General features: G+C 70.4%; 17 protein-coding genes and 1 pseudogene. 8 read left to right on the top strand and 10 right to left on the bottom strand.

From position 1 onward, the window contains the following. Positions 1–156: 156 nt before the first annotated feature. Positions 157–522 (top strand): NUDIX domain-containing protein, encoded by a 366-nt coding sequence (locus ABT245_RS29935; RefSeq protein ID WP_351739305.1) that lies wholly within the window; start codon positions 157–159, stop codon positions 520–522. A 115-nt stretch (positions 523–637) separates the two neighbouring features. On the opposite strand, the gene ABT245_RS29930 is transcribed toward ABT245_RS29935, so the two are convergent. Further along, positions 638–1,042: an ATP-binding protein gene (locus ABT245_RS29930; protein WP_351739302.1), complete on the bottom strand. Its 405-nt coding sequence runs from the start codon at positions 1,040–1,042 to the stop codon at positions 638–640. A 187-nt stretch (positions 1,043–1,229) separates the two neighbouring features. Here ABT245_RS29930 and ABT245_RS29925 point away from each other — a divergent pair, with 187 nt between their 5' ends. From ABT245_RS29925 to ABT245_RS29905, 4 genes are read left to right on the top strand one after another with little or no spacing between them, the layout of a single operon-like run. Further along, positions 1,230–2,069 (top strand): helix-turn-helix domain-containing protein, encoded by an 840-nt coding sequence (locus ABT245_RS29925; RefSeq protein WP_351739300.1) that lies wholly within the window; start codon positions 1,230–1,232, stop codon positions 2,067–2,069. A gap of 8 nt (positions 2,070–2,077) precedes the next feature. Beyond that, positions 2,078–2,296, top strand: a complete 219-nt coding sequence (locus ABT245_RS29920; protein WP_351739298.1) for a DUF397 domain-containing protein — start codon at positions 2,078–2,080, stop codon at positions 2,294–2,296. An 8-nt stretch (positions 2,297–2,304) separates the two neighbouring features. Next, positions 2,305–2,499, top strand: a complete 195-nt coding sequence (locus ABT245_RS29915; RefSeq protein WP_351739295.1) for a DUF397 domain-containing protein — start codon at positions 2,305–2,307, stop codon at positions 2,497–2,499. Between the two features lie 59 nt (positions 2,500–2,558). Continuing rightward, complete coding sequence (locus ABT245_RS29905) at positions 2,559–2,924, top strand: hypothetical protein (protein WP_502982224.1); 366 nt, start codon at positions 2,559–2,561, stop codon at positions 2,922–2,924. 76 nt (positions 2,925–3,000) lie between these two features. On the opposite strand, the gene ABT245_RS29900 is transcribed toward ABT245_RS29905, so the two are convergent. From ABT245_RS29900 to ABT245_RS29885, 4 genes are all read right to left on the bottom strand, one after another. Next, positions 3,001–4,017: a hypothetical protein gene (locus tag ABT245_RS29900; RefSeq protein ID WP_351739446.1), complete on the bottom strand. Its 1,017-nt coding sequence runs from the start codon at positions 4,015–4,017 to the stop codon at positions 3,001–3,003. A gap of 496 nt (positions 4,018–4,513) precedes the next feature. After that, complete coding sequence (locus ABT245_RS29895; protein WP_351739293.1) at positions 4,514–5,452, bottom strand: N-acetylneuraminate synthase family protein; 939 nt, start codon at positions 5,450–5,452, stop codon at positions 4,514–4,516. A gap of 12 nt (positions 5,453–5,464) precedes the next feature. Continuing rightward, on the bottom strand, positions 5,465–6,844 hold the full coding sequence (locus ABT245_RS29890; RefSeq protein WP_351739290.1) for a cytidylyltransferase domain-containing protein: 1,380 nt from the start codon (positions 6,842–6,844) through the stop codon (positions 5,465–5,467). Positions 6,845–6,876: 32 nt separating this feature from the next. Then, positions 6,877–8,241 carry a DUF6716 putative glycosyltransferase gene (locus ABT245_RS29885; protein ID WP_351739288.1) on the bottom strand — a complete coding sequence of 455 codons (1,365 nt, stop codon included), beginning with the start codon at positions 8,239–8,241 and terminating at the stop codon, positions 6,877–6,879. A 198-nt stretch (positions 8,242–8,439) separates the two neighbouring features. Between ABT245_RS29885 and ABT245_RS29880 the strand changes: the two genes are divergently transcribed. Together ABT245_RS29880 and ABT245_RS29875 are read left to right on the top strand one after the other, a co-directional pair. After that, positions 8,440–9,417, top strand: a complete 978-nt coding sequence (locus ABT245_RS29880; RefSeq protein ID WP_351739285.1) for a glycosyltransferase family 2 protein — start codon at positions 8,440–8,442, stop codon at positions 9,415–9,417. Continuing rightward, on the top strand, positions 9,414–10,748 hold the full coding sequence (locus ABT245_RS29875; RefSeq protein ID WP_351739282.1) for a polysialyltransferase family glycosyltransferase: 1,335 nt from the start codon (positions 9,414–9,416) through the stop codon (positions 10,746–10,748). The genes ABT245_RS29880 and ABT245_RS29875 overlap by 4 nt, the downstream gene beginning before the upstream one ends. Positions 10,749–10,893: 145 nt before the next feature. Here the strand turns inward: ABT245_RS29875 and ABT245_RS29870 are convergent, their stop codons facing one another. Together ABT245_RS29870 and ABT245_RS29865 are read right to left on the bottom strand one after the other, a co-directional pair. Next, positions 10,894–13,227 (bottom strand): glycosyltransferase, encoded by a 2,334-nt coding sequence (locus tag ABT245_RS29870; RefSeq protein ID WP_351739279.1) that lies wholly within the window; start codon positions 13,225–13,227, stop codon positions 10,894–10,896. Next, a complete protein-coding gene (locus ABT245_RS29865) occupies positions 13,224–14,690 on the bottom strand; it encodes a glycosyltransferase family 29 protein (RefSeq protein ID WP_351739277.1) in 1,467 nt (488 codons plus the stop codon). The genes ABT245_RS29870 and ABT245_RS29865 overlap by 4 nt, the downstream gene beginning before the upstream one ends. A gap of 260 nt (positions 14,691–14,950) precedes the next feature. Between ABT245_RS29865 and ABT245_RS29860 the strand changes: the two genes are divergently transcribed. After that, positions 14,951–16,114, top strand: a complete 1,164-nt coding sequence (locus tag ABT245_RS29860) for an acyltransferase family protein (RefSeq protein ID WP_351739274.1) — start codon at positions 14,951–14,953, stop codon at positions 16,112–16,114. A gap of 142 nt (positions 16,115–16,256) precedes the next feature. On the opposite strand, the gene ABT245_RS29855 is transcribed toward ABT245_RS29860, so the two are convergent. The 3 genes and pseudogenes from ABT245_RS29855 to ABT245_RS29845 all read right to left on the bottom strand — a co-directional run. Then, positions 16,257–16,400, bottom strand: a complete 144-nt coding sequence (locus ABT245_RS29855; protein ID WP_351739271.1) for a hypothetical protein — start codon at positions 16,398–16,400, stop codon at positions 16,257–16,259. Positions 16,401–16,538: 138 nt separating this feature from the next. Next, positions 16,539–17,018, bottom strand: a pseudogene (leuE, locus tag ABT245_RS29850) (leucine efflux protein LeuE); the annotation flags it as partial. Between the two features lie 57 nt (positions 17,019–17,075). Continuing rightward, the coding region (locus ABT245_RS29845) for a methylmalonyl-CoA mutase family protein (protein ID WP_351739268.1) at positions 17,076–17,441 on the bottom strand (366 nt) is incomplete at its 5' end.

Below are 17,441 nucleotides of genomic sequence, written 5' to 3'. Positions count from 1 at the left end.
AATGGGGCGCCGGCTGTGGGATGACTTCGGGTGGGTCCGGCCGTCGCGTACCGGTATGCGTTCTCCGGGCGGGTCCGGGTAGGCGTGCAGAACCCGGTGGTACGGCACTCGCCGACGGGCGGCCGGGACGGCACCGGGGGAAGGGATGGTCGAGCCATGACGCTGGAGCAGGTTGCCGCGGGCACAGTGGAGGCAGTCGTCGGCTACGACGGACAGTTGCTGCTTGTTCGGCGGGCGGACGGCTGGGGGCTGCCCTCGGGCGCCCCCGGACCGGCGGAGACGGCCGAGGCCACCGCGGCGCGCGTCGTCTACGAGCTGACCGGTTACCTCGTGGACGGCTCCCAGACGCTGGAGCCACAGGACACGGTGTCCGCCGTGGTCTGCCAGTTGCTGACCGAGTCCCCGTCGGACGGCGCCAGCCTCCCACCGGAAGACATCCGCTGGACCCCGTTCACAGAAACCACCAACGCCGCACTCTCCACGGTTGTCCGCACCTACCTGGACGGACACACACCCGTGTGACGGCTCCGAGCACACCCCGACCCGGCTCAATCTCTCCAAAACAAGCGGCTCCGCCCGTCCGTGGAGCATCTCCCGACACCCTTGGAACCCCACCGCACCGGGTGCACCGTCCCGCTCAGGCCACCGCAAGTGCGCACCACACATATTTCCCCCGCTCCCCGCATCGGGCCGAGGGCCGCCAGCCCCAGTAGTCGGCGCAGGCCGTCACCAGGGCGAGCCCTCGCCCTTCCTCCAACTCGGTGGCCTGACCGAGCGATTGCGGCGGAGGTGGCGGCACAGGGTCCGTGTCCCAGGCGCCGATCCACACAACGCCCTCCGGGGAGCGCCGCACCCGGAGAGCTGCGGGCCCCTTGGTGTGCCGTACGGCATTGGAGACCAGCTCCGCAGCCATCAGCTCCGCGGTGTCCACGAGGCCGATCAGCCCATGCAGGGTGAGGATCAGCCGAAGCGTACGGCGGCACACCGTGACGGCCCTGAGGTCGTTGGGGATGGAGAGGGTGTAGTCCCAGGTTTCGGGCATGCGACATCAACTCCGGTGAGGTGAGGGGTTTTGCGTGCGGCGGCATCGCCGCATCAGCGGCGCACTATCGCTGCGCATGCGTTGCATCACTGACGGTAGACCTGGATTTCCAGGTCTAGCAAGTGGATCGCTAATCTGACCCTCGAACGAGTCGCGCTTACAGGCGCGTTGAACCGAGGAGCAGTTCATGGCTGGGTTGAGGCGCGAACCAACAGCACGTCAGTTGCGCCTGGGCGTCGAGCTGCGCCGACTTCGCGAGGCGGCAGGTTTCTCCGGCCGCGAAGCGGCAGCCCTGCTTGGGGTGAGTTCCACTCAGATCAACCAGATCGAGTCCGGCCTCACCGGCGTGAGCGAGAAACGCCTGCGTCGCCTTGCAGTCAACTATGCATGCACGGATGACCAGTTCATCGACGCGCTCGTCGCCATGGCCACTGACCGAACACGCGGCTGGTGGGAGGAGTACCGAGGCATGCTGCCCACACCGTTCCTGGACCTGTCCGAGCTGGAGCACCACGCCGGGTTCCTTCGTCACGTGGCCATCCTGTACGTGCCTGGCCTGCTGCAGACCGAGGACTACTCGCGTGCCGTCTTCTCGTCCAGGCTGCCGGAACTGACCAGCGAAGAACTCGAGTTGCGCATCCGGCACCGAAAGGCGCGTCAGGAGTTCACCATCCCGTACGAAGCGGTGATCCATGAGGCGGCACTCCGGATCCGAGTCGGCGACCGTGCCACCTCAAGGGCCCAACTCGCTCGACTCCTCGAACTGTCCGAAGCGGACCACATCACCGTGCGCATCATCCCCTTCGACCTGGACGGCTTCGCCAGAGCCTCCAGCACGATGACGTATGTGAACGGTCCCCTGCCCAAGCTGGACACCGTGGTACGGGACGCACCTCATGGCTCTGTCTTCATCAACTCCGAAGCTCAGCTGAACATCTACCGAACACGCTTCCATAGAGTGGAAGCTGTATCCCTTGAGCCCGACCGGTCGCGGGACTTCATCCACGAGCTGACCAAGGAGCTGTGAGGCATCCTATGATCACCCCCGACAACTGGCGGAAGTCGTCATACTCCGGCGAGGGCGACGGCAACGAGTGCGTGGAGGTCGCCACCGCCTCCACCCACATAGCCGTCCGCGACTCGAAGACACCCACCCGGGCCGTCCTCACCTTCCCCATCCTCGCCTTCGCCGCCTTCGTGGAGGATTTGAAGGATCAGCCCCACCCGCTGACCCCCACGAGCAACCACACGTGAGGACCAGCATGAACACCCCGACCTCATGGAAGAGGTCATCTCACTCCGGCGGAGGCGAAGGCAACGACTGCGTCGAAGTCGCCGACCTGGACACCCACTTAGCCGTCCGCGACTCGAAGACACCCGCCCGAGCTGTCGTCACCTTCTCCGCCTTCGCCTTCGCCGCCTTCGTCGAGGGCTTGAAGGGCCGCCCCCGTCGCTGACCCGCGCGGGCAACCGCACATCACCTGGGCGTGGTCAGCGCAGCGAGTTCCGCGTTGTCGTGCTCCTTGACCAGGGCGAGGGCGCGGCCGACTGCGGCCAGGTCCTCCGCGGGTATGCCGCCCTGCTTGTCCGAGGGCCGGACCGCTGGAGGCTGCCCTCGGGCACCCCGAACCAGGCCGAGACGGCCGAGGCCACCGCGGCGCGCGTCGTCTACAAGCTGACCGGTTACCTCGTGGACGGCTCCCAGACGCTGGAGCCACAGGACACGGTGTCCGCCGTGGTCTGCCAGTTGCTGACCGAGTCCCCGTCGGACGGCGCCAGCCTCCCACCGGAAGACATCCGCTGGACCCCGTTCACAGAAACCACCAACGCCGCACTCTCCACGGTTGTCCGCACCTACCTGGACGGACACACACCCGTGTGACGGCGGACAGCTCAGCGGGCGGCACCCGACCAGTGAAGCGCGGGTGCGCCCGACGACCCTTTACGGTCAGGGTTCCTCAGGCCAGGGCCACCGTCGACAGGCGGTGGATGTCTTTTGCTGTGTCTGTTACTCCGGACAGGAAGCCCTGGGCGCGGGGGGAGGCGTGGTCGGTGAGCCAGGTCGGGTCGATGTCGCAGACGGCGACGCGGACGCCGGTGCCGGCCAGGGCCAGCGGGAGGGTGTGGACGACGGTGGACGGGAAGCTCAGGACCGTGCGGCCGATCGGGCCGCGGCGGGCGATCAGTTCCAGTGGGAGGTCGGGGCGGACGATCTCCAGGCCGGTCTGGGTCGCGAGCCGGTGCAGCTTCTCCGTGCTCTCGCGGCGGTGCGCGAAGTAGCGGGCGGCGCCGTGTGCCTTGGCGAGGCCGCGTACGGCCTCCAGATAGCGGTCGCCGTCCACGACGCCGGTCTCCACCAGCGACGTGCCGACCATGTCGGCGCCCTTGGTGATGCGGGGCGGGCCGAACCGGGCCCGGGTCCAGCCGAAGTCGTTGGCGGTGATCGTGACGCCGTCCGGGGTCTCCTCGACCGGCATGGACGAGAACACCTCCACCCGGCGGCCGGCCCTCGGTGTCAGCCGGCGTCGGGCCGAGGAGGAGACCGGGGCGAACAGCAGGTCGCGCGGCCCCGGCCGGCCGCCCTTGCGGTGCCAGCGCACCAGCCGCTCGCCGCGCGCGAGTTGGGCGACGAACTCCATCGTCGCCGTGCCGTCGTCGACCACGACCAGGTCGCGCGCCCTGGTGATGGTCAGCAGCAGTTGTACATAGCGGGAGAACGGGTCGCCCATGACGATCCGGTCCGCCCGGCGCAGCGCCCCGGCGAGGCCGCCGATGGTCTGGAAGGGCGCGGTCGTGCCGCCCCGCGCCTCCTCCCAGCGCACCTCGTACCCCTCGTCCCGGGCCAGGTCCGCCATGCGCCGCAGCTGCCCTCGGGTCATCGGGTCGGTCGGGGACAGGACGACAAGGGTCAGCTCCGCACCGGACGGCACCCCACGGGACGGCAGCGCCCCGATCGACTCCGACCCTGACGGCAGCGCGCCGGACGGCACCACACCTGACGGCTCCGCCCCCGACGGCACGACTCCTGACGGCTCCGCCCCCGACGGCAGCACCCCGGACGGCACCACACCTGACGGCTCCGACCCCGACGGCACGACTCCTGACGGCTCCGCCCCCGGCGGCACCACACCTGACGGTTCCGCCTGCGACGGCAGCACCTCGGACGGCCCCGCCCCGGACGGCTCCGACCCGGTCGGCTCCGCGCCGGACGGCGGTGCGTCGCCGTGTGGGGTGCGTCGTACCTGGGGTGGTACGGACGGGAAGGACGCCGGCGCGCCGGACGCCCGCGCCCCGGGCGCTCCGCGCAGGGCATGGGTGTGCGCCCACTCCAGTACGTTCAGCAGCTGTACCGGGCTCTCCACGAAGGCGAGGGTGCGAAGGCTCGGGCCGGCGTTACCGGCGCGTCGGTTCATCGTCGTACGACCGTCCCGTGAGGCGTTCGGCAGGGGGCCAAGGCGGGCTCGGGCGGGGTCAGACGGTGACCGGCTCGCCCGCCGCCGCGGCGATCTCCGCCTCGGCCACGGCGCCGGGGACCCGGCGCAGCTTCTTCATGGGGCCCAGCTCGGAGTCGTAGACCTTCTTGACGCCGTCGCCGAGCGACGCCTCGATGATCCGGATGTCACGCACCAGGCGCGTGAGGCCCTGCGGCTCCACCGAGGCGGCCTGGTCCGAACCCCACATCGCGCGGTCCAGGGTGATGTGGCGCTCGACGAACGTGGCGCCGAGGGCGACGGCAGCAAGCGTGGTCTGCAGGCCGGTCTCATGGCCGGAGTAGCCGATCGGGACGTTCGGGTACTCCTGCTGCAGCGTGTTGATCACGCGCAGGTTCAGCTCCTCGGCCTTGGCCGGGTAGGTGGAGGTGGCGTGGCAGAGCAGGATGTTGTCGCTGCCGAGGACCTCGACGGCGTGCCGGATCTGCTTCGGGGTCGACATGCCGGTGGAGAGGATGATCGTGCGGCCGGTGGCGCGCAGGGCGCGCAGCAGCTCGTCGTCCGTGAGGGAGGCGGAGGCGACCTTGTGGGCCGGGACGTCGAACTTCTCGAGGAAGGCGACGGCCTCGGTGTCCCACGGGGACGCGAACCAGTCGATGCCCTTTTCCTTGCAGTACTCGTCGATCTTGCGGTACTCGTCCTCGCCGAACTCCACCCGGTGGCGGTAGTCGATGTAGGTCATCCGGCCCCAGGGCGTGTCCCGCTCGATGTCCCACTGGTCGCGCGGGGTGCAGATCTCCGGGGTGCGCTTCTGGAACTTGACGGCGTCGCAGCCGGCCTCGGCGGCGGCGTCGATCAGCTTGAAGGCGTTGTCGAGGTCACCGTTGTGGTTGATGCCGATCTCGCCGGTGATGTAGACGGGGCGGCCGGGGCCGGCCTCACGCGAACCAAAGGCACGGATGCGGGAGTTGGTGCTCATCAGGGGATGTCCTTACTTGGTGAGGGAATCGAGAGAGGGGCCGAGGATCCAGCTGGCGATCTCTCGGATGGCGCCGTCGCCGCCGGGGACGGTGGTGACCGCGCGTGCGGCGCCGCGCACGACGTCGTGGGCGCTCGCGACCGCCACGGGCCAGCCCACGAGGGCGAAGCACGGGAGGTCGTTGACGTCGTTGCCGACGTAGAGCACGCGCTCGGGCGCGATGCCCTGCTCCTCGCACCACTGCTTGAGGGCGAGGTCCTTCCGGTCGATGCCGTGCAGCACCGGGATCCGCAGCTTCCGGGCTCTGGCGGCGACGACCGGGTTCTGCTCCGTGGACAGGATCAGCATCTTCAGGCCGCTCTTGCGCAGGGCGGCGATGCCGAGTCCGTCCCCGCGGTGCACGGAGACGAACTCCCGTCCGTCGGTGTCGATCAGCACCCGGTCGTCGGTCTGGGTGCCGTCGAAGTCGAGGACGACCGCGTCGATGTCGTCCTTGGCCGGAAGGGCGCCGGGCCTGGCCGCGTCGAACAGCGGGGCCAGGGCCCGGGCGCGGGCGAGGTCGTGCGGGTCGTCGATCTCCAGCACCCGGGCCGGGTCGGTGCGGACCAGTTCGGTGTGGCCGAAGAAGCGGTGCCGGTGCTCGCGGAACCCGGTGGCGTCCATGGCGTAGGCGGCGCCGGTCTCCAGCAGGTCCTGGGGGCGGTCCTGCCGGCGCGGGCGGAACGACTTGTCGTGGTTGACGCCGTAACCGCCGCGGGTGGCCGTGGAGTCGGCGACGCGGGTGGCACCGTCGGCGGCCTGCTCGCGGGATTCCACCGCAACCGGACCACCAGCGGCTTGCTCGCGGATGGACTCCGCCGCAACCGGACCAGCGGCGGCCTGCTCGCGGGCGGGCTCCACCGCGACCGGGTCGTCGCCCGCTTCCCGCCAGATGAAGCCGTGGAAGGGGGCCACCGTGACCGCGGTGTCGGCGCCGTTCTCGACGACGGCCGCCGCGACCCCGTCCACGTCCTCGCGGATCAGGAACGGGCTGGTGCACTGCACGAGCAGGACGACGTCCACGGTGGCGCCGTGCAGCGCCTCGTGGGCGTCCATGGCGTGCAGCACGGCGGCCTCGGAGGTGGCGGTGTCGCCGGCGATGGCGGCGGGCCGCAGCACGACCTCGGCGCCGGCCTGCCGGGCGGCCGCCGCGATGGCCTGGTCGTCGGTGGACACGACGACATCGGTGACCAGCCGGGAGGCCCGGCACTCGTGCACCGCGCGGGCCACCAGCGGCACCCCGCCGACGGGGGCGAGGTTCTTGGCGGGCACGCCCTTGGAGCCACCGCGCGCGGGGATCACGGCGAGCACCCGGCGCACCGAAGCACCCTGGCCCGCCCGGGAGTTGGACATGGGTTCTCCTCCTTGACGCGGGATCCGGTCGCTCACAGCTCTCCCATTCGTCGGATCACAGGTGCCACCCGCTGGACGCCGTGGCGGTAGGCGCCGCGCGCCGCCCGGCGCACGATCTGCCGGACCGGGCCCGGCGTCTTGTCAGCAGCGGGCGCGCCGGGCAGCGGGGAGCCGTCCGGGCCGAGGTGGTGGCGGGCGAGGATCCCCGGCAGATAGCCGGGCGCGGTCTCGGTCGTGTAGTAGGGGTTCAGCGGCGGCAGCCCGCCGGGCCGGCCCAGCAGCCGGGTGAGGCGGTGCCGGGCGGCGTCGAAGGCCGTGCCGTACGTGCCGTCGGCGGCGACGCCCTGCCGTGCCACCCACTCGGGATCGGGCTCGGGCCGGTGACCGGCGTCCAGCTGGTCCCAGGAGGCGAGGCAGCCGGAACCGACGAAGTGGTGGTTGCCGAGCATCTCGCGGACCCCGAGGTCGGTCAGGACGACCGTGGGGATACGGCGGTGCAGCGATTCGAGGGCGGCCGTCGAGCTGATGGTGACCAGCAGGTCGGTGCGGTCCAGGACCTCGCCCATGTGCCCGTACACCAGGCGGAGGTTGGCGGGCAGCTCGCGGCTCTGCGCCAGCTTCTGGTACGGCAGTTCCTCGATGTGCGTGGTGTGCTCGCCCGGCCGGGAGCGCAGCTTCAGCAGCACCTCGCGGTCGGGGAACGCCTGCGCGTGCCGGATCAGCCGGTCCAGCAGGTACGTACGGTCCTTGCGGCTCTCCGGGACCGAGGGCTGGGCCGCGAACACCACCGTGTAGGGCCTGCCCTCCGGCTGGGTGGCGGGCGCGGGCTCGCCGGAGTAGGGCGCGCCGCCGAGGAACGGCAGCGCCACCTCGGTCACGCAGGAGGCGTCGGCGCCCACGCCCTCGTACACATCGCGGAAACGGTCCGCGTCCTGGCGGGAGTTGGCGAGGACGAGGTCCGCGCCGTGCCGCAGCAGCAGGCCGTCGGCGAGCTTCTCGTAGACGACGCCGACATAGCCGGTGACGACGACGGGCCGCTCGGTGCGGTCCTCCCAGACCCGCTTCAGGCCGTGCAGCATGGCCTGGACGCCTCCGCCCACGAGGGCGAGGACGAGGACGTCGTACGGCTCGTCGTTCATGGCGTTCATGGCGCGCAGAAACTCGACGGCGGTCACCTCACGCAGGGAGTCGGCGTGCACGCCGACCTCACGCAGCTGGCGGGCGGTGGGGGTGGCGCGACCCCGCAGCAGATAGCCGTCGAGGCGGATGCCCGACTCGACGGGTTCGGCCCGGCCGCCGCCCGCGATGCGGCCCGCGGTGAGGGCGCCCCACTTCCAGCGGGTGTCGGAATCCGCGAGCACGGCGACCCGCAGGGACTTCGTTGCACTGATTGGCACGCCGAAGACGCTAGGAAGGCATTGAGAGGTTCCGCCCAACCCGAACACAACAAACGGTTAACAGCACGTCGACGGATGGCGAATCAGCCCGGGAGCCAGCGGGAAAAGGCCCCGGTTCACGGCTTCGCCACACGTCGTTCACCTGATATCAAGGTGACGGTCAAGACGAATGACGGGCCCCGCCCTAACGTCCACCGTGTGCTCAAGCTCTCCGTCATCGTGCCGTTCTACAACGTGCAGCAATACGCGCCAGACACGCTCAGAAGCCTGCGTGCGAACGCCCGTGAGGACTTCGAATTCATTCTCGTCGACGACTGCTCGAACGACGGGACGCCAGAGATCCTTGCGCGCGCCGAGCGTGAGCTGCCAGGCGCGGTACATGTCAGACACGAGAAGAACGGGGGGCTGGCGACCGCGCGCAACACCGGCATCGACCGGGCCCGCGGCGAGTATCTGACGTTCCTGGACGGCGACGACTGGCTCGCCCCCGGCTACTACCCCCGGCTCGTCGCCGCCCTGGACGACCTGGGCTGCGACTTCCTGCGCACCGACCATGTGCAGTGCACGGGGCGGGCGCGCGCGGTGCATCTGGTGCCGCACGGCCGGCGCAATGTGGTGATGCGCCCCCGCGACGCCATCCTGCCCACCCACCGGACCACGTCCGTCGACTACGCCTACGCCTGGGCCGGGATCTACCACCGCCGGCTGGTGGACCGCGGGCTGCTGCACTTCACCGACGGGCTGCGCACGGCCGAGGACCGGCCGTGGATCTGGAAGCTGCACCGGGAGGCGGAGTCGTTCGCGGTGAGCAGCCTGCTCGGCGTCTTCTATCGGCGCGGCGTGGCCTCCTCGCTCACCCAGATCGGTGATGTCCGGCAGCTCGACTTCATCCGCGCGTTCGATCAGGTCATCGAGGAGACCGCCGAGGACCCGGAGGCGGACGCGCTGCTGCCGAAGGCCGTTCGCACCTACTGCGCCATCATTTCCCATCATCTGGGATCCATCGAAAGGTTCGAGCCCGCGGTGGCGAAGAAGCTGAAGACACTGAGCGCCGCCGCGTTGCGGCGCATGCCGCAGGGCGTCCTGGACGAAGCCCTGGACTCCATGGACCTGGCGCGCGCCACGAAGCTGCGCCGGCTGCGCCGCCGCCCCGCCGCCTCGGGGGCCGCCGCGTGACCACGCAGATCTTCCAGGTGTCGACGCTGTACGGCACCGCCACGCTGGCCGCCGCCCTGGACTCAGGCGCCTTCCGCCCCGCCGACCGGCGTGTGCTGCTGGTCTGCAACAACGCCGCGACGCCCGAGACGACGCCCGGCCCGGACGCGATGCCGGGCTTCGAGCGGCTGCGGGAGCGGTTCGACGACGTGATCTCGTACAACGAGACGATCTTCCCGTTCCACCCGGGCGGCTGGGCACCGCGGCCCGAGGACCTGCCGCTGTGGGAACGCCACCTGCGGCTCGCCTGGCGTCTCGGCGACGACGACATCGAACTCGCCGTCGAGTCGATCCAGGTCAACCCGTCGCTCAGCCTCACGCAGATGTTCACCGGCGCGCCCGTGACGGTCTACGCGGACGGCCTGATGAGCTACGGCCCCACCCGCAACAAGATCGATCCGCTGGTCGGCACCCGGGTGGACCGGCTGCTCCATCTCGACCTGGTGCCGGGGCTCAGGCCGCTGCTGCTCACCGAGTTCGACGTGCCGGCCCAGATCGTGCCGACGGCCGCGTTCACCAAGGTGCTGGCCGAACTCGCCGGCGGCGGTGCGGGGCTGCCGGACATCGAGGAGCCCGCGCTGCTGCTCGGCCAGTATCTGTCGGCGCTCGGCATCCTCAGCGCGGAGCAGGAGGAGGACCTTCATGTGCGGATGCTGAAGGGCGCCGTCGAACTCGGCCACGAGCGCATCGTGTTCAAGCCGCATCCGTCGGCCCCGGCACGCTTCACGAGCACGCTGGAGCGGGAGGCCGAGCGGCTCGGCGCCGACCTCACGGTCCTCGACACGCCGGTCCTCGCGGAGGTGCTGTACCAGCGGATGCGCCCGGCGCTGGTCGTCGGCTGCTTCTCCACGGCGCTGCTGACCGCGTCCGCGCTGTACGGCCTGCCCACCGCCCGGGTGGGCACGGACACCCTGCTGGACCGGCTGTCCCCGTTCGAGAACAGCAACCGCGTCCCGGTCACCCTCGTCGACGCGCTGCTGCCCGATCTGACGGACCGCGCCGCGGTCACCGAGCAGCGGCCCGGCTTGGACGTGACGGCGCTCGGCGAACTCGTCCGGGCCGTCGGCTTCACCATGCAGCCGAAGATCTACCCGGAGCTGCGCACCGAGGCCGAGGGCTATCTGGCGAAGCATCTGAACCCGCACACACTGCGCTACTTCAAGCGCAAGCGGCTGACCGCGCTGGCACTGCCGGGCGGGGTCCCGGCGCAGTTGTCGTTCATTCCGCGCAACGCCACCGTACGCCGCGTCGCCCGCAAGGCCCGCAGCCTGCGCCGGGCGGTACGCCGCTGAACGGGGCGGCCGTCGTGGCGTTGTCTCGGCTTGGTATGTGCCGGTCGGTGCCGCCCTCGGCGCGGGGGCCGCGGTGCGTGGGGCGCGTGAGCGCTTTTCGGGCGTGGGGTGGGTCCTTGACGGGGCCCGCCCCACGCCCTTCTGGTCAGCGGGCCAGGATCTGCTGGATCCGGGCCGCGTTCTCCTGCGTGACCTTCCACAGCAGTTCCTGCCGGTCGTGCACGTCGGCGACGGTCCGGCTGTGGTTGTCCAGCATGTGCAGGGCCCGCTCGGTGAGCACCGCGCCCAGGTTCCGCTCATGGACCGAGACACCCCACTCGGGGCGCTCGATGTCGTTGAGGAAGTACGCCATCTTCGGGTGCGAGATCAGGCTGATGATGGGCGTACCGACCCCGAAGGGGATCATCCCGGCGTGCCCGCGCATCCCGATGACCAGCCGGGCCTTGGCGTAGGTCTCGCGGATCTCGTCGTTGGAGAAGTCGTACATCGGGATCACCGGCAGTGAGATCCCGTGCTCGCGGCGCAGGTCGAAGGCGATCCGCTCGTCGTCGAGGGAGTGCGCGACGCACTTGACCTCGGTGTGCGCGCCGATCTTGCGGACTGCCTCGGCCATCTGGCCGAGGAAGTGCCCGTAGTCGTGTCCGAAACGCAGCCCGGCCCGGTCGTAGGCGGCGTTCAGCATCACGGTGTCGTCGCGGTACAGCGGGTCGCTCCAGCCGGCGATCAGCTGCCGGGTGACCGTGGTCGGACAGGGCTGGAAGACCACCTTGTCGCGCAGCTCCGGCGGGAGCAGCGCGCGGACCTTCGCGATGGAGCCGTGGTTGCGCAGCCCGAAGAAAGCGGCCTTCTCCACCAGCAGGCGCAGGCTCTCATTGAACCGGGTGGCCCGGTAGGACTGGCCGTCGAAGGCGTTGAAGCCCACCGCGTAGACCATGATCGGCACGTCGATGGCGCGCAGATGCTCGTCCGGGACGTTCCACTGCCAGGCGCTGTTGCCGTTGGGCATGGTGTCCGGGATGAACAGCCCGCCGCCGCCGATGACCAGTCCGCGCCGGGCGTTGACCCGCTCCAGGGCGGCGGCGTCGAACAGCCGGTGGGCGTGCACGGAGTGCCAGCGGCGCGAGGTGGTGTCGGGGCCGAAGCCGAGCCGGACGGTCTCCGGCAGCAGCTTGTCACCGGCGTTGCCCTGCCGGTCCATGTAGAAGGCGACGTGCGCGAGCTGGTCGTCGGGCGCGCCCTGCTCCTGCGGGGGCACGACGGCGGCGCGCTGCGCCCACAGCCGGTCGGAGCGGTGCGTGGGGTCGACGGACAGACCGGCGGTGGCGTACCGCAGCGCCTCGGCGTTGTCGCCGTGCACCCAGGCCATCTGGGCGAGCCGGGCGTAGGCGGTGGCGGCCCGGTTGGGGGCGGCCGTGGCCATCAGCAGCTGGGTCTTCGCCTCCGGGTAGCGGGAGACGCTCATCAGGGCGTGGCCCAGCACCTCGTGCGGCCAGGCCGCGTCCAGGGGTATTCGCACCGAGGACAGGACGTCCACGGCCTCCTGGTACTCGCCGGCCGCGATGTGGGTGGCGGCCAGCTTGCGGGCGATCTCCACATCGCCGGTGCGCCGCACATGCGGGGTGCCGAAGTGCACGAGCAGATCGTGGTGGGCGCCGCCGAGCGCCACGTACGCGGCGTGGAACTCCGCGTCGGTCATGTCGAAGCCGCGCCAGCGCTCCTCCGCCAGGGAGTACCCGGACTCGCCGCCCTGCCACGGCTTGTGGCGGCCGGTGAAGTGCAGGATCGCGGTGTCCTCGGGCACCGGCAGATCGCCGGACAGCCGCCGCTTGACGAAGTTGTAGCGGGCGTCGAGGCGGACGAAGTCGCCGTCGAGGACGGCGTTCAGGATGCCCTGGTCGTGCTTGTCCAGCTCGTACTCGCCGCTGCGCCCGGTCTGGTCGATCTTCGCGCAGAACTCGTCGGACAGGTACTCGCGCTGGATGACCAGCAGCCCGGAGTTGAGCTTGTGCTGCCCGTAGAAGAACTGCGGGACGGCGGCCAGCCCCTCGCGCAGCTTGAGCAGTTCGCCGAGGTCGCCGAGGACGACCATGTCGGTGTCCAGGGTGATGACCGTGTCGTAGTCGCGCAGCCGGAAGATGTCGAGGATGAAGTACGCCTTGCGTACCAGGTAGTTGTCCTGGTCGCCCTTGACGTAGGAGTCGTAGCGCTCGTCCTCGACCCGGCGCAGCACGATGCGCGGGTGCAGGGCGCGGATCCGGGCGATGGAGGAGGGGCGCAGATCGTCGTAGAGGACGACGAAGTCCTCGCAGACACCCGGGTTGGACAGGGCGAGGCTGCGCAGCAGGACGAGGAATCCGGGCAGGTAGTTCTCGTCGACGTAGCTCGCGAAGGCGATGCGCCGCTTGCCGGTGAGGGCGTGGGCGGACGCCGAGGCCGCCGGGCTGACGATGGCGGCGCCGGTGGGGGAGGTCGTGGTCATCGCAGGGATATCCTCATGTCGGTCACGCTCTGGGCCCGCTGCATGACCCATGCCTTCTCGCTGGTGTACTCGTGCACGGACGTGATCGCGAGCTTCATGGCCTCCTGGACGCGGTAGGCGCCGCTCTCGTAGAAGTCGAAGCCGATCAGGTCGAGGGTGGGGCTGACGTCCAGGAAGTCCAGCAGCCACAGCATGTTGAAGCCGGTGGTGGGGATGCCGGACCAGGCGTCGGCGCCGATGTGTCCGATGTTGCGCAGCGGCCAGCGCAGCGACTCGTCGCCGAGGTACTGCTGGGCACCGGGCACCAGGCGGTTGCGCAGGGAGTGCTTCCAGTCGCCGGAGATGCCGCCGAAGACCAGCCGGGTGGTCACCGGCTTGTCCCAGTTGAAACCGTGCTTGTGGATGGTGGCGTGGATGTCGGTCCGGGTGCCGGTGTGCTTCGGGTCGATCTTGTACGAGTTGAAGCGGACCACCAGGTCGTAGTCGTCGATCTCCTTGCCCAGCGAACTGGCGCCGACCCGGCCGGAGTTGGCGATCAGACAGATGGACTTGCCGGCGATCAGGTTGCGGAACTCGCCGAGGGTGATCCACTGCACGCCGCCGATCGTCGGATCGGCGACCGGACCGCGCATCCGGATGCGGCGCTGCTCTGCGTAGAGCGCGACGGCCTCGCCGAGGGCAGCCGGGTCGGCGTCGGCCAGGCCGGTACGCAGATCGAGGTACTGGCCGAGCACTTCCTGCCGGTCGGCGACCGGGGCCTCGTCGGCGGCGAGCACGAGCAGGGCGCCGACCAGCCGGGGCTCGGCCTCCGCCCAGTCGCCGAGGGCGTGCAGGGCCAGGCCCTCGGCCCAGATGTCGGTGGCGGGGCCACGGGTGTGGTCGGTGGCGCGCGGGCACTGACGCTTCAGCAGGTCGAGCAGTTCACGCTCGCGCTCCTCGGCCCGGCGCATCCCGGCGATCCGGGCCGCCACGCCGAACCCGTCCTCGTCGGTCAGCTCCAGGTAGCGCTCGTAGGCCTCGATGGCCTCGCGTTCCTCGCCGGCCGCCTCCAGGACGCGGGCGCGCAGCCGCCAGCCGGCGCGGGAGTTCTTCCGCTGGGCGAGGACGGTCTCGCTGATCACCAGGGCGAGGTTCAGCTCGTCGTCGTAGCCGCATTCGAGCGCCTTGTTGGCCACGGCCAGCAGGGCGTCCAGCAGCTCGTTGCCGATACCGCCGGCGGGGGCGGTGGCGCCCTTGACGGCGCGCTTGAGCAGGGCGGTGGCGCCGCCTGCCGGGGCGGGTACGGGGGTGGCCGTGCCGACCGTGGTGTGGACCACGAGCAGCTTGCGCAGCTGCTCGGCGAGTTCCGCGCGGCGGCGGTCGAGGCTGCCGACGAGTTTGCCGCTGTGCACCGCACAGGCGCGCAGGCAGTCGTCCAGCTCCCCTCCGCGCGCTGGTGCCCGCCTGTTCTGGACCCTCGTCATAACTCTCCTGTTTTGCCAAGCAAAGACTGAATTTACCGCCGCATGCCGCGCGTTTGCCGACGCGTGGGGATGGATGGAGAAACTAGGAAGTAAAAACGACGCGCGGGTTAACACACCGGGGACTACGGAAGAATCGTTGGGCGGTGGACCGCGGTGATCCTGTGATTCCCCCAGCTGCCGGTGGGAGCGCTCCTTCGTCCTGGGGACATCCGGACGCGAAGCCGCGACGGGCCGACCGCAGAGGGTAGGCGTGCCGCACGATGGCAGCTACCTCCTCCACCCTCGCCTCCGTTCCCTCTCCCCCCGTTCCCGCCGCGGACACGGCTCCCCTCCACGGCCCCGCCGGCCGCCGTGAGCGGCTGCCCGCCCTGGACGGGCTGCGCCTGCTGGCCGCGCTGATGGTCTGCCTCTACCACTTCGCCGGACGCGGCGGCGACATCTCCCGCTCCTGGGGCCAGTCGCCGGCCCGGATCTTCCCGGACCTCGCCACGGCGGCCGTCTACGGCTGTCTCGGCGTGCAGTTCTTCTTCGTCATCAGCGGCTTCGTGATCTGCATGAGCAGTTGGGGCCGCAGCCCGGGCGACTTCTTCCGGTCCCGCGTCGCCCGTCTCTACCCGGCGTACTGGGCGGCCGTGCTGCTGGTCACCGGCGCCGCCTTCGTCGTACCCGCCGCCCTCCAACCGCTGCGCCTCGACCAGGTCCTGGTCAATCTGACGATGTTTCAGATGCCGACGGGCGTGCCCCGGGTGCTGGGCGTGTGCTGGACGCTGTGGGCCGAGGTCCGCTTCTACGCCCTGTTCGCGGTGTGCGTGGTGCTGCGGGGCGTCACCTACCGGCGGGTGGTGCTGTTCTGCTGCGTGTGGACGCTGGCCGCGGTGATCTGCAAGGGCGCCGGCAACGAGCTGACCGCCCAGCTGGTCATGCCCGAGCACGCGCCGTTCTTCGTCGGCGGGCTCGCGCTGTATCTGATCCACCGGTGCGGCGGGAACCCGACCCTGTGGGGCATCGTGGGCGTCTCCTGGCTGCTCGGCCAGGAGACCGTGACGACCGGGCTGTGGCGTCCGGGCGCCGCCGGCGACTTCCACCGCAGCCCGTATGTGATCCTGCTGCTGCTGACGCTCGGCTTCGCCGCGGTCGCGGCCGTCGCGCTGGGCCGGACGCGTTGGGCCTGCCGGCCCTGGCTGACCACGGCAGGCGTGCTGACGTACCCCTTCTACCTGGTCCATGAGCACCTGGGCTGGTGCGTCATCCGGGTGCTGCACCGCGGCCTCGGCCTGCCGCCGTGGCCGACGCTCACGGTCACGGTGCTCGGCATGCTGGGCCTCGCCTGGCTGATCCACCGCTATGTGGAGCGCCCCCTCGGCCCCCGCCTCAAGAAGGCGGGCACCACCCGGAACGACACCTCGATCCCCACGGTCACCTAGCGGGACGGGTGCAGCGTGAGCCCCAAGGCGCAGCAGGTGCTTTACCTGAGGACAGCTACCACCGGGAAGGCGACCGGCGGCCTCCGCATCCTGACCCCCCTGCTCCTCCCGCGCACGAGGACAAGGTGGCCATCCGCATCCTTCAGCGGTACCGCGAAGTGATGGCCGAGTTCCCGACCTCGAACCTGCCGCCCATGATGTCCGGGCACTGGCTGATGAAGCGGAACCAGGCGGCCCATGAGCGCACCTGGCCGGACGCCACAGCGGCTCTCGACTGGATGGTCAAGCACTTTCTTGACAACCCCCCGATGCAGCGCGAGGACGGGCGTCAGGCGTACGCGAGCCTGGACACGAGACGCGAATACGTGCTGGATGTCCTGCCGGTCGGCGTGGACGTGAGCTGGGTGTACTACAACCGGCCGGGCAATATCGTCTCGCTCAACCGGTCAGAGCGTTCCGATTCTGTAACTTTCTGCACGAAGAAGGCGACGAAGAACAGGATCGCCTTCGGGTTGAAGAGGCTGATGATCAGGGCGCGGCTGAACGGCCGCTCCCCGGCGGCCGGAGCCGGGGCCGCCTCCTCCGCGGTCTGTTCCCGGCGGGTCCGCCACATGCCCCACGCGGCCCGCAGCATCCCGATGGCCAGCCAGGTCAGATAGCCGGCGCCCGCGTACTTCACGATGCCGAAGAGCACGGCGTTCGCCTTGAGCAGCGAGGCGACCCCCGCGGCGGACAGCGTCATCAGCACGGTGTCCCCGCACCAGACCCCGGCCGCGGCGGTGTACCCCGCCCGGATCCCGCGGCGGGCGGCCACCGAGATCACGTACAGGGAGTTGGGGCCGGGCAGCAGGACGATCACGACGAGTCCTGCCAGATAGGTGGGGAGATCGATGACACCGAACACGGAAAGGAGTGTCGCACAGGAGTACGACAACCCCGCCCGCCCCCGGTCCGGTGGGTCTCAGAAGGCGTCCGACGGGGCGTAGGTGCCCCATACCTCCCGCAGCGCGTCGCACACCTCGCCGACCGTCGCCCGGGCCCGCAGCGCCTCCTTCATCGGGTACAGGACGTTGTCCTCGCCCACGGCCGCCTTCCGCAGCGCGGCCAGCGCCGAGTCCACCGCGCCCCGGTCCCGCCCGGCCCGCAGCGCCGCAAGCCGCTCGGCCTGTCGTGTCTCGATGGTGGGGTCGACGCGGAGTGGTTCGTAGGGTTCTTCCTCGTCGAGCCGGAACGTGTTGACGCCGACGACGGTCCGGGTGCCGGTGTCGGTCTCCTGGGCGATGCGGTAGGCGTTGCGTTCGATCTCGCGTTTCTGGAAACCGGCTTC

This window comes from Streptomyces sp. NPDC001508, from assembly GCF_040298665.1.
Classification (GTDB): domain Bacteria; phylum Actinomycetota; class Actinomycetes; order Streptomycetales; family Streptomycetaceae; genus Streptomyces.
This window is presented reverse-complemented; position numbering and strand designations above follow the sequence as displayed.